The organism is Hominiventricola filiformis (genome assembly GCF_020686965.1).
GTDB classification, from domain to species: Bacteria; Bacillota; Clostridia; order Lachnospirales; family Lachnospiraceae; genus Hominiventricola; species Hominiventricola filiformis.
This window is the reverse complement of sequence record NZ_JAJEPS010000001.1, coordinates 300,246-315,957: the sequence shown is the minus strand read 5'-3', so window position 1 is coordinate 315,957 and position 15,712 is coordinate 300,246. Positions and strand designations below refer to the sequence as shown.

15 protein-coding genes are annotated in these 15,712 nt (G+C 48.2%); 9 read left to right on the top strand and 6 right to left on the bottom strand.

Translation table 11 applies throughout. The features are described 5' to 3' along the window. The first annotated feature begins 36 nt into the window (after positions 1-36). The 7 genes from lepA (at position 37) to LKD36_RS01585 (ending at position 8,160) form a co-directional block, all read left to right on the top strand. Positions 37-1,851, top strand: coding sequence for a translation elongation factor 4 (gene lepA, locus LKD36_RS01615; RefSeq protein WP_118768921.1), 1,815 nt, complete (start codon positions 37-39; stop codon positions 1,849-1,851). A gap of 1 nt (position 1,852) precedes the next feature. Beyond that, positions 1,853-2,956: a radical SAM family heme chaperone HemW gene (gene hemW / locus LKD36_RS01610; protein ID WP_308458418.1), complete on the top strand. Its 1,104-nt coding sequence runs from the start codon at positions 1,853-1,855 to the stop codon at positions 2,954-2,956. Between the two features lie 13 nt (positions 2,957-2,969). Beyond that, positions 2,970-3,887, top strand: coding sequence for a MoxR family ATPase (locus LKD36_RS01605; RefSeq protein WP_308458417.1), 918 nt, complete (start codon positions 2,970-2,972; stop codon positions 3,885-3,887). Continuing rightward, entirely contained in the window at positions 3,887-5,641 is a 1,755-nt protein-coding gene (locus LKD36_RS01600) for a vWA domain-containing protein (RefSeq protein ID WP_308458416.1), read from the top strand. Before LKD36_RS01605 ends, LKD36_RS01600 begins: the two co-directional genes overlap by 1 nt. 32 nt (positions 5,642-5,673) lie before the next feature. Continuing rightward, positions 5,674-5,901, top strand: coding sequence for a hypothetical protein (locus tag LKD36_RS01595; RefSeq protein WP_118768925.1), 228 nt, complete (start codon positions 5,674-5,676; stop codon positions 5,899-5,901). Between the two features lie 251 nt (positions 5,902-6,152). After that, entirely contained in the window at positions 6,153-6,776 is a 624-nt protein-coding gene (locus LKD36_RS01590; protein WP_308458415.1) for a polysaccharide deacetylase family protein, read from the top strand. Positions 6,777-6,837: 61 nt separating this feature from the next. Beyond that, a complete protein-coding gene (locus tag LKD36_RS01585; protein WP_308458414.1) occupies positions 6,838-8,160 on the top strand; it encodes a replication-associated recombination protein A in 1,323 nt (440 codons plus the stop codon). A gap of 56 nt (positions 8,161-8,216) precedes the next feature. Here LKD36_RS01585 and LKD36_RS01580 read toward each other — a convergent pair whose 3' ends face one another. Beyond that, entirely contained in the window at positions 8,217-8,906 is a 690-nt protein-coding gene (locus tag LKD36_RS01580; RefSeq protein WP_308458413.1) for an N-acetylmuramoyl-L-alanine amidase, read from the bottom strand. Between the two features lie 140 nt (positions 8,907-9,046). Here LKD36_RS01580 and LKD36_RS01575 point away from each other — a divergent pair, with 140 nt between their 5' ends. Next, positions 9,047-9,961: a DMT family transporter gene (locus LKD36_RS01575; RefSeq protein ID WP_308458412.1), complete on the top strand. Its 915-nt coding sequence runs from the start codon at positions 9,047-9,049 to the stop codon at positions 9,959-9,961. A gap of 4 nt (positions 9,962-9,965) precedes the next feature. Next, the gene (locus tag LKD36_RS01570) at positions 9,966-10,718 is read left to right on the top strand and encodes a sigma-70 domain-containing protein (protein ID WP_308458577.1); all 753 of its coding nucleotides are present in this window, start codon (positions 9,966-9,968) and stop codon (positions 10,716-10,718) included. A 53-nt stretch (positions 10,719-10,771) separates the two neighbouring features. On the opposite strand, the gene LKD36_RS01565 is transcribed toward LKD36_RS01570, so the two are convergent. The 5 genes from LKD36_RS01565 to LKD36_RS01545 all read right to left on the bottom strand — a co-directional run bounded on the left by LKD36_RS01565 (position 10,772) and on the right by LKD36_RS01545 (position 15,667). Continuing rightward, positions 10,772-12,019, bottom strand: a complete 1,248-nt coding sequence (locus LKD36_RS01565) for a 3-isopropylmalate dehydratase large subunit (RefSeq protein WP_308458411.1) — start codon at positions 12,017-12,019, stop codon at positions 10,772-10,774. A 2-nt stretch (positions 12,020-12,021) separates the two neighbouring features. Continuing rightward, positions 12,022-12,519 carry a LeuD/DmdB family oxidoreductase small subunit gene (locus LKD36_RS01560; protein ID WP_308458410.1) on the bottom strand — a complete coding sequence of 166 codons (498 nt, stop codon included), beginning with the start codon at positions 12,517-12,519 and terminating at the stop codon, positions 12,022-12,024. 46 nt (positions 12,520-12,565) lie between these two features. After that, positions 12,566-13,816 carry a 3-isopropylmalate dehydratase large subunit gene (locus LKD36_RS01555; protein ID WP_308458409.1) on the bottom strand — a complete coding sequence of 417 codons (1,251 nt, stop codon included), beginning with the start codon at positions 13,814-13,816 and terminating at the stop codon, positions 12,566-12,568. A gap of 4 nt (positions 13,817-13,820) precedes the next feature. Beyond that, entirely contained in the window at positions 13,821-14,297 is a 477-nt protein-coding gene (locus tag LKD36_RS01550; protein WP_118768934.1) for a LeuD/DmdB family oxidoreductase small subunit, read from the bottom strand. A gap of 71 nt (positions 14,298-14,368) precedes the next feature. Continuing rightward, the gene (locus LKD36_RS01545; RefSeq protein WP_118768935.1) at positions 14,369-15,667 is read right to left on the bottom strand and encodes an HlyC/CorC family transporter; all 1,299 of its coding nucleotides are present in this window, start codon (positions 15,665-15,667) and stop codon (positions 14,369-14,371) included. Positions 15,668-15,712 lie beyond the last annotated feature (45 nt).

Sequence of the window (15,712 nt, the reverse complement as noted above, 5' to 3'; positions counted from 1 at the left end):
GAGATTTTCATGACCACATAAAACGGAGGAAAACAGATGGCAGAAACAGATCAGAGCAAAATCCGCAATTTTTGTATTGTGGCCCATATAGATCACGGAAAATCGACTCTTGCAGACCGTATTATCGAGATGACAGGGCTCCTGACCAGCAGGGAGATGCAGGCACAGGTACTGGATAATATGGACCTGGAAAGAGAACGCGGAATTACTATTAAAGCACAGACAGTGCGTACTGTTTATAAAGCAAAAGACGGGGAAGAATATATCTTTAACCTGATAGATACACCAGGCCATGTGGACTTTAACTATGAAGTATCCAGAAGCCTTGCAGCCTGCGACGGTGCCATTCTGGTAGTGGATGCTGCCCAGGGAATTGAGGCCCAGACGCTGGCCAATGTGTATCTGGCACTGGATCATGATCTGGATGTGATGCCGGTCATTAATAAAATTGATCTGCCGAGTGCAGATCCGGACCGTGTGGTAGAGGAGATCGAAGATGTTATCGGTATCGAAGCCCATGACGCTCCCCGTATTTCTGCAAAGACAGGTCTGAATGTGGAAGAAGTGCTGGAGCAGATCGTGAAGAAGATTCCGGCGCCAAAGGGAGATCCGAATGCACCTCTGCAGGCACTGATCTTTGACTCTGTCTATGATTCTTATAAGGGTGTTATTATTTTCTGCCGTATTAAAGAAGGTACCGTGAGAAAAGGAATGCCGATCAAAATGATGGCGACCGGAGCGGAAGCCGATGTGGTGGAAGTGGGATATTTCGGAGCAGGCCAGTTTATTCCCTGCGACGAGTTAAGTGCCGGTATGGTAGGTTATATTACCGGAAGTATTAAAAATGTAAAAGATACCCGTGTAGGTGATACCGTCACGAACCGGGACAACCCCTGTGCAGAACCACTGCCAGGTTATAAAAAAGTACAGTCCATGGTATACTGTGGACTCTATCCGGCCGACGGTGCCAAGTATCCGGATCTTCGGGATGCATTGGAGAAGCTTCAGCTGAATGATGCGTCACTGCAGTTTGAGCCGGAGACTTCCATTGCCCTTGGCTTTGGTTTCCGCTGTGGATTCTTAGGATTACTGCACCTGGAAATCATTCAGGAGCGTCTGGAGAGAGAGTATAACCTTGATCTGGTGACCACAGCGCCGGGCGTTATTTACCGGGTGCATAAGACGAATGGAGAGATGATTGAACTGACCAATCCGTCCAACTTGCCGGATCCATCCGAGATCGAATATATGGAAGAGCCGATGGTCAGTGCGGAGATTATGGTAACGACGGAATTTATCGGTTCTATTATGGATCTTTGCCAGGAGCGCCGCGGAATTTATCTTGGTATGGAATATATTGAGGAGACCCGTGCCCTTCTGAAATATGATCTTCCCCTCAATGAGATCATTTATGATTTCTTCGATGCGCTGAAGTCCCGTTCCAGAGGATATGCATCCTTTGACTATGAATTCAAGGGATACGTACAGTCCGAGCTGGTGAAACTGGATATCCTTATTAACAAAGAGGAAGTGGATGCGCTTTCCTTCATCGTACACAGTGCATCTGCTTATGAGAGGGGCCGCAGAATGTGTGAGAAGCTGAAAGACGAGATTCCGCGTCATCTTTTTGAAATTCCGATTCAGGCAGCCGTTGGCGGAAAGATCATTGCCCGTGAGACCGTCAGAGCCATGAGAAAAGACGTTCTGGCAAAATGTTACGGCGGAGATATTTCCCGAAAGAAGAAGCTTCTGGAAAAACAGAAGGAAGGTAAGAAGCGGATGCGTCAGGTAGGAAATGTGGAGATCCCGCAGAAAGCATTCATGAGTGTATTAAAACTGGATGACAAATAAGATGAAAAAGGAACTGGAACTATATATTCACATTCCATTTTGTGTCCGAAAATGTGCATACTGTGATTTCCGGTCGGCTCCGGCCGGCCGGGAAGTGCAGGCACAGTATGTAGATCGTCTGCTGGAGGAAATCCAGAAGGCGGCCCCACTGGCAGAAGACTATGAGGTGGTATCGGCATTCTTTGGAGGCGGTACCCCCAGTATCCTTCCGAAAGAAGAGATCGGGCGTGTGATGGAGCTTCTGCATCGGCAGTTTGACTGGAAAGCGGATGCAGAGGTGACCATAGAAGCCAATCCGGGAACGGTAGACGGAAGAAAACTTGACGCCTACCGTTCTTTTGGTATAAACAGGATCAGTTTTGGACTTCAATCGGCAGATAATGAAGAATTACAGAAACTGGGGAGAATCCATACCTGGGAGCAGTTTCTGGAAAGCTATGAGGCGGCGAGAACTGCCGGATTTACCAATATCAATGTGGATCTCATGTCTGCGCTCCCTGGACAGACCCGGAAGAGCTGGCAGGAAACATTACAGAAAGTGCTGGTTCTTAATCCGGAGCATATTTCAGCATACAGTCTGATCATTGAGGAAGGAACGCCTTTCTATGAGAAGTATGCAGACCATCCGGAACTCCTGCCTCCGGAAGACGAAGAACGGCAGATGTATTATGACACGAAGCGGATTCTGGCAGAGCAAGGATATGAACGATATGAGATTTCCAATTATGCCAGAAAAGGCTATGTCTGCCGTCATAATCTGGGGTATTGGAGCAGAAGGGATTACAAAGGATTTGGTCTGGGGGCATCCTCTCTGCTAAATAGTGTCAGAAGTACCGTGCAGGAAGATCTGACCGAATATCTCAGGGGAAATTTTGCAGGAAGCAATGAGCATTTAAGTGAGCAGGATATCCGGGAGGAATATTTCTTTCTGGGCCTTCGGAAGATGGAGGGCGTGGATCCTGGACCTTACCGGGAACATTATGAGAAGTTACTGGAAGAGTTGCAGAAACAACAGCTTTTACAGGAAAAGAATGGTAAAATCTGTCTGACAGATTATGGAATTGATGTGAGCAACTATGTGCTGGCACAGTTTCTGGAGGACTGATGAGGAGAGAAAGATGCAGAAAGAATTACAGTTTTTAGAGGAACAGGAAGTATCCCCGGTGCTCATCGAGCAGGTGGAAGCATTCCGAAAAGAGTATCCTGTTCACGAGGCAGTAAGAAACCGGATCTCGGAACCGAAGATTCCTTTCTATGGGAAAGAAATTCTGGAGATGGCCATGGCGGCGCTGCTCCAAGGGTCCAATCTGCTGCTCACAGGAGGAAAGGCTACCGGTAAAAATATTCTGGCGGAAAATCTGGCTTGGATGTTTGGAAGACCCTCCTATAATATTTCTTTTAATGTAAATACCGACAGCAGTTCCCTGATTGGAACGGACACCTTCAGAAATAATGAAGTACAGCTCAGAAAAGGAAGTGTGTACCGCTGTGCGGAAGAAGGCGGATTTGGTGTCTTCGATGAGATCAATATGGCAAAAAATGATGCAGCCAGTGTGCTTCATGCCACCCTCGACTATCGGCGGATGATCGATGTGCCGGGATATGAGAGGATTGAGCTTCATCCGGCTACCCGCTTTATCGGAACCATGAACTACGGATATGCAGGAACAAGAGAGTTAAATGAAGCGCTGGTGTCCCGGTTTCTCGTCATTGATATGCCGGAGCTTTCGAAAGAAAATTTAAGAAAGATTATTCGGCATGATTATCCGGGAATCAAGGAAGCGGCTGAAGATGCCTTCTGCGGATTGTTTCTGGATTTGCAGACAAAGGCCCAGAACAGTGAGATTTCTACCAAAGCACTGGATCTGAGAGGACTTCTTGGTTCCCTGGGTGCGGTGGAGATCGGTCTTCCTCCTTATCAGGCAGTGCAGATGGGAATTACCAACAAAGCATTTGATATTTTTGAAAAGGAAATTGTGTCAGATATGGTCATGACACGCATTCCGGAAGACTGGACGAAGGAGAATGTATTCTGATGCCGGATGAAGAATACCGTTATGAACTGGAAAACCGCATAAAAAACCTGCTCTGGACCGTCAGTGGGGATTATGCTCTGGAAGTGAGTCTGGATATTGATTCTTTTCAGCGTTCTAAATATATATCCCTCTATGACGCGGTGAAACAGGGAGCTTTTGCGCGTTTCTTTTCTAAAGATGCTTTCGGCATGTACCTGGTGAAAAAGCTGTATATGGGAGCAGAGGAAGCTTCTCTTATGGGATTGGCGCAGATGTGCGTAGATCAGGCGGTGTCAGAAAAAATCTGTGAGGAGAGAGCAGGAGTCCGGACACTCCGGAAAAGAGCTTTTGAAGATCTGCTGGATCGGGATTTTGACCAATTGGCCCGGTACAACAATCCGGTGGGCCGTATGAAGATTGCCATGCTTCAGGAAGGTCTGAATGGAACTTACGCGGCAGAGCGAAGAGTGCGTGAGCAGGTAGATCAGCTGCTGGCTCTCCGAAAAGCAGAGACCACTGAGGAAGTCATTCGAAAAGTAGACGATTTTTATAATCGACTGGTAGATCCGGAATTTGAGCAGGAACACGGCACATTGGAGCAGGTACTTGCTGTCAGTGCAGAGGACTTAAAGAAATTCAACTGGCAGGATTTTCTGGATGAGACAGCGGAAGAAGCTACCCTCGAGGAAATGATGCGTCAGGTGGACAGCAGTGTCATTCCGCCGGAGATGGAGGAACAGGAACGGAAGAGCAGGGCAAAGAAGCTTCTGGTGACAGAAGAGGCAGCCCGGAAAATGTACTCTTATATTGAACTGAATTTTGGACGGTCTTATATGGACGAACGGGAGCAGGAACGGATGAACCGCAGAATCTGCCGCGGTGTTCATGGGGACTGTCGTCTTTATTATACAGATGGCATTATCGAAAATTACGTCCGGGAAAATAATACCTATGTGCTGGCATGCCGGACACTGGAGCTGAACCGAAGATATTACCGGCAGCATCAGCGGATGGCAAGACAGAACATTACTCAGCTTGGAAATCTTCTGAAACGGTCTTTACAGGCAAGAAATGAAGCAGAGCAGACACGGAGTACTTTCGGGACAGTCATTCCTTCAAAACTGTGGAAGGTGGGGCGGACGGAGGATGCCCGGCTCTTCTTAAGGACTTCGAAGAAGCTTAATTCCGATTTTGTAGTAGACATTCTCATGGATGGAAGCGGTTCTCAGAGGGGACGGCAGCAGGATGTGGCACTGCAGGGCTTTATCTTATCGGCGGCCCTGTCAAAAGCGGGGATTCCCCATCGGGTGTTCAGCTTTTGCAGCTTTTGGAGCTATACAGTGATGCGCAGATTCCGGGAATATGACGAGAAGGCGGAAGCAGACTGGCGGATTCTGGAATTTACCTCATCATCCAGCAATCGGGACGGTCTGGCGCTCCGGGCAGCAGCCGACGGCCTTCTCCACCGGCCGGAGGAGAACAAAATCCTCATTATGCTCAGTGACGGCCGCCCAAACGATGTGGTGCTTAACCGTCCCAACGTTAAGAACCCGGCCGTTTACACCGGAGAATATGCGGTGAAGGATACGGCAGCAGAAGTGCGCCGCCTTCGTTCCCAGGGGATTTCCGTACTGGGTGTCTTTGCCGGAGAAGAACAGGATCTATCTGCGGAGCGGAGAATTTTTGGAAAAGATTTTGCCTATATCAGGACATTATCTACCTTTGCCCATGTGGTAGGACGGTATCTGAAAAAACAGGTGGATGAGCAGGACTAGTATTATGCCGGAAGAATCAGGAGGAATGAACCATGAAAGAATATGAGATCGTACATGAGATTTTCAATGAATGTGCCAATAACCAGATGCGGGATGTGTTCTTTGAGGAGGCAGAAGTGGAAGATCCGGAAAGCTATGTCCGTGCCCGCCATAAAGATAAGGAACTCCATCTGGAGAAAACCGTGCAGGCAGATGGATCTGTTGTCATTGATATTGAGTCGGCAGGACTTTTGCAAAGGTACTCCTTCACGGAAATCTAAGCAAAAGAAAAAGGCCCTTGCGGCCTTAATTTTCGAGGGAGTGGAGGATTCTTTCGAATCCTCCAAGTGTTATGAATGAAATACGGATATGTCGTCCTTACATGTATTACTATATCAATGAAATGTGTCTAAAGTATGGAAAGGTTCTAAAAGAATTCTAAAATAAATGAAGAAATAAGAAATCGATTCTAAAGGAAACTTTAAAGTGATGGGGCATAGAATGTAGGGAGAATATCCGGCGGAGCGAATGAATGGAAAAATTCCTGACAGTGTGTGCTGCACTGATTCTGACTGCGGGGATGTGGAGCGCGGAACCGGAGACACGGAAGATTGCCCTGACTTTTGATGATGGCCCGCATCCGGTTTATACGGAAGAGATGCTGAAAGTGCTGGAACAGGAACAGGTTCCGGCAACTTTTTTTCTTCTGGGAGAAAATGCGGAACAGTACGGGGAGCAGGTGAGGATGATCGCAGCGCAGGGTCATCTTATTGGAAATCATACCTGGCGTCATGTACAGGTGACATCACTTCCAAAAGAAGAAGCAGAAGAGGAAATTCTGGCAGTAAGCAGCCTGGTGGAAGAACTGACTGGAAATGGCACGTCCTATGTCCGGCCGCCGTTTGGTATCTGGGATCCAGAACTGGAAGAGGAACTGGATATGATTCCCGTGCTCTGGACCATTGATACGCTGGACTGGACGACGCAGAATGTGGACTGGATCGTGGAGAAGACCGTTCAGGATGCCGGGGAAAATGATATCATTCTGATGCATGACAGCTATGAGAGTACTGTACAGGCGGCAGAGCGGATCATCCGGCGGCTGAAAGCAGAAGGATTTGAATTTGTGACGGTGGATCAGGTGATTATGGACTGAAAAGTTTGCCAGACAGAAAGAAAATGCGTATAATGAAATATATACGGAGGAGAACATCAGTATGGACTTATTTGACTATATGAGAAGTAATACCATGAAATCCGAAGCACCACTGGCATCCCGCATGAGGCCGACGACGCTGGATGAGATTGTGGGGCAACAGCACATCATCGGAAAGGATAAACTGCTTTATCGGGCTATCAGGGCGGATAAACTGCGGTCTGTCATTTTCTATGGACCGCCCGGCACAGGGAAGACGACGATAGCAAAAGTCATTGCGCATACTACCAGTGCAGAATTTACGCAGATCAATGCAACCGTGGCAGGCAAGAAAGACATGGAGGAAGTGGTCCGACAGGCGAAGGACAATCTTGGAATGTACGGAAAGAGAACCATTCTTTTTGTGGATGAGATTCACCGGTTTAATAAGGGGCAACAGGATTACCTTCTCCCGTTTGTAGAGGATGGAACACTGATTTTGATCGGTGCGACAACGGAAAATCCATATTTTGAGGTAAACGGGGCACTGATTTCCCGCTCCATTATCTTTGAACTGAAAGCATTGGAAAAAGATGATATCAAAGCGCTTCTTACCCGGGCACTGACTGATATGGAGAAGGGCATGGGAGCTTATGAAGCAGTGGCGGATGAGGATGCCCTTGATTTTCTGGCAGATATTGCGGGAGGAGATGCCAGAAATGCGCTGAATGCGCTGGAGCTGGGAATTCTCACGACAGAGCGCAGTGTGGACGGTAAGATCCACATTACACTTCCGGTTGCCTCTGAGTGCATTCAGAAGAAAACGGTGCGGTATGACAAAGGGGGAGATAATCATTATGATACAATCTCTGCTTTTATCAAAAGTATGCGTGGCAGTGATCCGGATGCGGCAGTCTTCTATCTGGCAAAGATGTTGTATGCGGGAGAGGATATCAAATTTATTGCAAGGAGAATTATGATCTGTGCATCGGAAGATGTGGGAAATGCGGATCCACAGGCCATTCAGGTGGCAGCAGCGGCTGCTCAGGCCGTAGAACGGATCGGCATGCCGGAATCTCAGATTATTCTGTCTCAGGCTGCCTCCTATGTGGCATCAGCGCCCAAGAGTAATGCGGCATGTAATGCCATCTTTGAGGCTATGGAAGCGGTGAAGACCACGACTACGACAGTGCCTGTTCATCTGCAGGACAAGCATTACGGCGGGGCGGAGAAGCTGGGACATGGCGTTGGCTATCTCTATGCCCATGATTTCCCGGAGCATTATGTGAAACAACAGTATCTGCCGGATGAACTGGTGGGACGGGAATTTTACCGGCCATCTGATAATGGCTATGAGAAGACGATTGGCGAGAGACTGAAGCATCTCAGAGAACGCGGATATTGACATGACAGAAGAAAAACCGGCAGTTTCGCCGGTTTTTCTGTCGTGTAGACAAATTTTCAGGAGGTAACGATCCAGGTGTTATATCCCATCCTCTTTAACTCCTGTTCCAGCGCCACGGCATTTTGGAGATTATGGAATGCGCCTACCTGTACGCGGTAGAGCGGAGGTTCTTCCGATTCGGTATCACCGGTTTCCGGAGGTATGAGGGAAGATGCCTGCAGGGTATCCATGATACCGTCTGCAATAGCCTGTGCAATCTCGTCAAAACGGGTATCAAAGAGGTGATTATCGGATTCGCTGTCCAGAAAGCCCGCTTCGATGAGAAGAGCCGGCATTTTTGTCCGGCGGAGGACGGCCAGATGAGGACGTGCTTCCACACCAAGATTACGGAATCCAAGTGCTTCCAGATTGCGGTTGATATTTTCCGCCATGGTAAGCTTCTCACCGGACAGATCATAAAGAAGTGTCTGAACACCAGAATACTGTCCCGGATAGGAGGCCATATTTCGGTGAATGGAGATAAAGTAATCAGCATTGATTGCATTGGCAAGCTGGGCTTTTTGGACGACGGACTGAGGAAGGTTTCCAGTCCGTGTATATTCGATATTGTATCCGGCCTGTGACAGCAGATTTCCGACGGCAAGTGTCAGTCGAAGATTATCGTCGCTTTCCCGTCTTCCCTGGTAGATGGCTCCGGGATCGGTTGCTCCGTTATGCCCGGCATCCAGAATGATTTTTACAGCCATAAGCTTCCTGCCTGAAATAATCTTATTCCAGTATATGGATTGGACGGGAAAATGTGACCGGAACAGCTGGGACTGGATTTTTTCAGACAGATAGAGTATGATAGGCGTTGAACAAATGGCTGACTGGAGGACGACATAAGATGAATACCGGTAAGAACAGAAAGGCTCAGGGCGTGATTATGACTCTGACGGGAGGAATTCTGTGGGGATTATGCGGAAGCTGCGGACAGTTTCTGTTTCAGTACAAGGAAGCAACGTCAAACTGGCTTGTTCCAATTCGTCTGATGGGGGCAGGCATTCTGATTTTGTTTTTACTGGCTGTAAAAAACAAAAAAGAAATACTGGCAGTATGGGAAGAACCGTGGGGAAGAAGAGATATTCTTATTTTCTCTGTATTTGGTATGATGCTCTGCCAGTATGCATATTTTACAACGATTCAGTATTCCAATGCGGGAACAGCAACGGTCCTGCAGTATACGGGACCTGCCATGATTCTGGTATGGCTCTGTATCAGGGAACAAAGAAAGCCGAAATTGTATGAACTGGTGGCGCTTGTCTGTGCTATGACCGGCACGTTTATTCTGGCAACTCACGGGAATTTGGAACAGCTCAGTATTCCGGCCAAAGCGCTCGCCTGGGGAATGGCAGCTGCAATGGCGCTGGTAGTCTATACTTTGCAGCCTGGAAGGCTTATGAAAGAATACTCTACACTACTGACCCTTGGATGGGGAATGTTTCTGGGCGGAGGTGTATTGGCGCTGTTTGTAAAACCGTGGACGGTCCATCCGGTCATCGACGGTCAGACGGTACTTTCCATGGCAGTTATCATTCTGCTGGGAACGATTGGCGCATTCTGGCTCTATTTAAGCGGTGTTCAGATGGTGGGCGCGTCCAATGCCAGTATGCTGGCCAGCATCGAGCCGGTGGCAGCAACGGTGATCTCTGTTGTATGGCTGAAGGTACAGTTCCAGATCATCGACTTTATTGGATTTATATTTGTACTTTCCACGGTATTTATTATTTCAATCAATGAAAAGAAAAAGGAGAATCAGTGATTTGATGGACGAACAGAGTAAATTTAAAGAAGCCCTGGCGTCGGTGACTATCCGGGCGGAGGAAAACGGGGGAAAATTATCTGCAGAGGAAGCAAAAGAGCTTTTGAAGGATATGGAGTTCAATGACGAGCAGATGAGTATGATCTATGCATATCTGGCTTCTAAAGGTTATGTAGTAGAAGGAGCGGTTCTGCCGGAGAAGGAACAGGAACCGTACACGGAGGAGGAAGAGGAGTTCCTTGAGCAGTATCGGAAAGATATGAAGTCGATGCGCAGACAGACAGAAGAGGCGCTGCAGGAACTGTTTTCAGCTGCCCTGACAGGAGAACAGGAAGCGATCCGTCTGCTGACAGAACACTATATGGAGAAGGTACTTGCTGTGGCAGAAGAGTATGCACATCGTGGCATGCTGATTCAGGATCTGATTCAGGAGGGAAATATCGGGCTTCTCATGGGACTTCACGGTGCTGCTGATGCAGAGCATGGAGAACTGACAGAAGATTATCTGGAGCGGGAGATTCGAAAGACCATCCGTGCAGCGATGGATGAGCAGAGCGGTGAGACAAGAGTCGGAGAAGAAGTGACGGGTAAGCTTAACAAACTGGCAGATTCTATCACGGAGCTGACGGAGGATCTGGGCAGGGAGGTCAGTCCGGAGGAACTGTCCGTATTCCTCGACATGCCGCTTGATGAAATTGAGGACCTTCTGAGAATTGCAGGGGACACCATTGAGGTGGACCGGCAGGAGCAGAAATAAAGAGATAAAAAAGATACGCCTGTCTCGTGCAGACGTATCTTTTTTGTTTAGATTCAGATTTCCGGTACGACGATCTTACCTGCTACTGCACAGGCAGCAGCGGTGGCCGGGGATGCAAGGAAGATCTCTACTTTGGAGGTTCCCATACGTCCCAGGAAGTTCCGGTTGTTGGTGGCAACGACGCGTTCACCGTCAGTCAGAATACCGCCGGTACGGCCGCAGCAGAGACCGCAGCTGGGATGGGTGATCATGGCACCTGCTTCTGCCAGAATAGCAAGAGTACCGTCCTCAAGAGCCTGCTCATAGATCTTGCGGCTTGCCGGAGTGACAATCAGTTTTACAAATGGAGCTACTTTTTTTCCTCTCAGAATGGAAGCGGCTTTCTGCAGATCTTCCAGACGGCCGTTAGTACAGGAGCCGATGAAGACTTGATCAATCGGAGTTCCTTCCCATTCGCTGACCGGATGAATGTTGTCTACCTGAGATGGGCAGGCAAGTACCGGCACGAAGTCCTCGGCTTTGTAGTGGATCTCACGGATATAACGGGCGTCAGCATCACCTTTCAGAGAAGTTTCTCTCTCTGTCAGTTCGATCTCACAGTACTCTGCGGTCTTCTCATCCGGTGTGAACAGGGCACATTTGGCACCTGCTTCGATGGCCATGTTGGACATGGTCATACGGCTTGCCACACTCATGCTCTCAATGGTGTCACCGGAGAACTCAAGCGCCTGATAAGTAGCGCCGTCTGCCCGGAGATCACCGATAAGACGGAGAATGATATCCTTGGAAGTAACATTAGACGGCAGTGTACCTTCGACGACGACTTTAATGGTCTCCGGTACTTTGATCCACATGGTACCGGTTCCGAGAATACTTGCCATCTCCGTATAACCAATGCCGGAAGAAAAGGCGCCGACACAACCGTAGGTAGTGGTATGGCTGTCCGTACCAAATACAATGTTTCCAGGTTTTACATAGAGGGCTTCGGTCATCAGCTGATGGCAGATACCGTCACTTCTGTGGATATTTTTCATGCCGTATTTTTCTGCAAATGCATTTCCAACATGGAAATGACGGGTGTCATCCACCTGGCTTGCCGGAACAAGGTGGTCATAGATCAGAACCACTTTATCCGGATCCCACAGTTTCTGAAATCCCATTTCTTCAAATTTTTCTGCCACAAACGGGATAAAAATATCGTGAATCATGACGCGGTCCACATTGACCGTTACGATATCTCCCGGATGTACGTCATGGCCTACATTGCGGCTTACAATTTTTTCAATGATTGTCTGTCCCATAATCAGTCCTCCAGTCCGTTCAGACGGCGCATGGCTTTCACCAGACCGCCGGCATTGATAATATCCATCAGATTCTGCGGAAGAGAGGCAATAGGAAATTCCTGACCGTTTAAGACAATTTTCTCACCAGTGGTAACCTCGATCGTGTCTCCCTCTTTTACATGGTCACGGAGAGTTGGATTTTCAATGAGCAGAAGTCCATTATTGATGGAGTTGCGGAAAAAGATTCGTGCAAAGGAGCGGGCAATCACACAGCGGATGCCCAGTGCCTTGATAATCTCCGGAGCCTGCTCTCTGGAGGAGCCGCAGCCGAAGTTTTTGCCTGCAACGATTATGTCTCCTGGTTTAATCTGGGAAGCCAGTTCCGGCCGAAGGGGAGAAAATGCGTAGGGAGCCATGTCCTGAACGGTTTTCAGGGCAAGGTATTCTGTAGGAATAATAATATCGGTGTCAATGTCGTCTCCGAGCACCCACACCTTTCCGGTAAATGTTTCACTCATGGTAGGTTTTTGTCTCCTTGATGAATAGTGTTTGCGAATATGTATTTTACAGCATGTCTGCTGTTGCGATCTCACCTTTGATGGCAGAGGCGGTAACGGTAGCGGCACTTGCCAGATAAACGAAGGAATCCCGATGACCGGCTCTTCCTTTGAAATTACGGGTTCCGGTACTGATGAGGGTCTCTCCTTCACCGATAACGCCCTGACAGCTTCCCCAGCAGACGCTGCAGTTGGGGTTCATGACGATGGCTCCGGCTTCCATGAAGATCTTCAGAAGACCTTCTTTTAATGCCTGCTGATAGACTGCCTGGCTGGCCGGTACCACTAGAAAACGAACCAGCGGATGTACTTTGCGGTCCTTTAAAAGCTCTGCGCCCACACGGAGATCTTCAATTCTTCCGTTGTTGCAGGAACCAAGGAATGCTTCGTCAATCTTTACCCCTGCGGCTTCTTTTGCCGGGCAGACATTGTCTACGAAATGCGGTTTCGCAACGATGGGAGTGATGGTGCTTAAGTCGATGTCGTAGACAGCGGCAAAATGTGCATCCGCATCGCTGGCAAAGCATGCCTTTGGCTCACGGCCATGCTCATGAAGATAATGAAGGGCAATGTCGTCTACCTCCATGAGAGCAGTTTTGGCACCTGCCTCTACGCAGAGGTTGCAGATGGCAATACGGTCACTCATGGTCAGGTTCTTCATACCGTCGCCTGCAAATTCCATGGCTTTGTAGTTGGCTCCGTTGGCACCGATCTTGCCGATGATGGTCAGAATCAGGTCACGGGCATAAACACCCTCCGGAAGCTTACCGGTCAGATTGAAGCGGAGTGTCTCCGGAACCAGAACCCAGGATTTGCCGGTTACCATGGCATAGAGATAGTCCGTACATCCTACACCGGTACCAAAGGCACCGAGAGCTCCGTAGGCACAGGTATGGCTGTCCGCACCGAAGATCAGTTCACCCGGGCAGACATGGTTTTCCATCATGATCTGATGGCAGACACCCTGTCCCTCATAAAATTTGATGCCGTGCTCTTTTGCAAAATCACGCATTTTCTTCTGGGAAGCAGCGGTCTTTGGACTGTCGGAGGGAACGTTGTGGTCCACGATCCACACCAGTTTATTCACATCTGCGATGTGGGGATGTTTTAATTTGTTGTGATACATATCAATGGTCAGATGAGTGGTTCCGTCGTTACTCATGAGGCGATCCACTTCTACGGTATGAATATCGCCGGGGCGGACTTCACTGACGCCTGCCGCACGGGCAATGATTTTTTCAGCAATGGTCATTCCCATAATCTTATGCTTCCTCCTTATTTAATGATGCGATCAGGCCGCCCTGATCCAGAATATTTTGCATGTAAGGCGGAAGCTTGGTGCAGGTAAAGGTCTGTCCGTTTACGGAAGCAGTTCCGTCGGTCAGAGAAAGTTCCATCTCATCACCGTCAGATACATGATCATAGAGATCCTTGCAGACGATAACCGGAAGACCGATGTTAATGGCATTGCGATAGAAGATGCGGGCAAAAGATTTTGCAACAACTGCTTTGACACCGAGTGCTTTTAAGACGCTGGGTGCCTGCTCTCTGGAAGAACCACAGCCAAAGTTCTCTGCTGCAACTACATAATCACCTGGCTTCACACGTTCTGCAAACGTGGGATCCAGAGATTCAAAGGTATGTGCTTTCATCTCGTCAATGGTAGGAAAAAGCAGATACTGGGATGCGATAATCTGATCGGTATCCACATCCGTATGAAACTTGAATATTTTTCCCATGGGGAAATCCTCCTTCAACACATATAGAATATAAAAAAGGCAGCCGGAATGATTCCGACTGCCCATTTTTGCTAATTTTCCGGCAGCTCCTCCGGTTTTTCAGGAGATGGCAGGTAAATATGTACCTGGCCGATCCGGTTTTTCTCTACGGATTCCACCACCAGGCGGATGCCGTTCTCGGTAGTCACTTCGTCTCCGACCTCCGGGAGACGGTCAAGAAGTTCAATGACGATTCCGCCAACAGAATCGAAATCTTCAGATTCCAGAAGCAGACCTTTCTCTTCCAGATCCAGATAATCATTCAGGTCATCAAGACTCAGTGTACCTTCTACGATATATTCCAGATCAGAGATTTTACGAATCTGTTCTTCCTCGTCCTCGTCGTACTCATCACGGATGTCACCGACGATTTCTTCCAGAAGATCTTCCATGGTAACCATACCGGATGTCACACCGTACTCGTCCAGAACGATGGCCATGTTGGTGGAACTCTTTCTCATTTCAAACAGAAGATCAGAGGTTTTCTTGTGTTCATGAGTAAACAGAACTCCTCGCAATATATTACGGATATTGAAATGTTCCTTGTCTTCGTAGACCAGCAGATCCTTCACATTCAGCATGCCGATGACATTGTCGGTGCTTTCTTCATAGACAGGATAACGGGTGTACCGGCATTCCCGGTAGACATCCATGGTCTGCCCATAGGATGCATTGACATCCAGGAAACTCATGTCGACTTTCGGCACCATAATATCCTTTGCTGTGGCATCGCCGAAATCGAACACATTGTTGATCATTTCTTTTTCTTCTTGTTCGATGACGCCATCTTCATGGCTCACATCGACAATGGAACGAATATCTTCCTCAGTGTAGGAATCATTTTTTGCCTGTGGATCCACCCGCATGAGAAACATCAGTCCCATGGTCAGATGATTGACAATAAAGATCAGCGGTGTAGCAATCTGCGTCCAGATATAAATGATCTGTGCGCTTCTTAAAGACTGTTTTTCCGGATCAATGGTGGCACAGGTTTTGGGAGTTACCTCTCCAAATACCAGAACGATCAGGGTCAGGGCACCGGTAGATATACCGGCTCCGGCACTTCCCAGCCAATGAGTGGCGAGAATAGTAGCTAATGAGGAAGCGGAAATATTGACAATGTTGTTTCCGATAAGAATTGCGCTTAACATCTTTCCGGGCTCCTCAATTAACCGGGAAAGAAGAATGGCGCGGCGATCCCCTCCTTCGGCCAGATTCCGCACCCGGATTTTACTCACGGTTGTCATTGCGGTTTCCGAAGAAGAAAAGAATGCCGAACAGGCAATGAGGAAAATCAAAATCAGTACCTGTATGGCGTCAGATGCGTCCAACGTAGTTCACTCCTTTTTTCTAATTGATAAATATGTATGATTAGA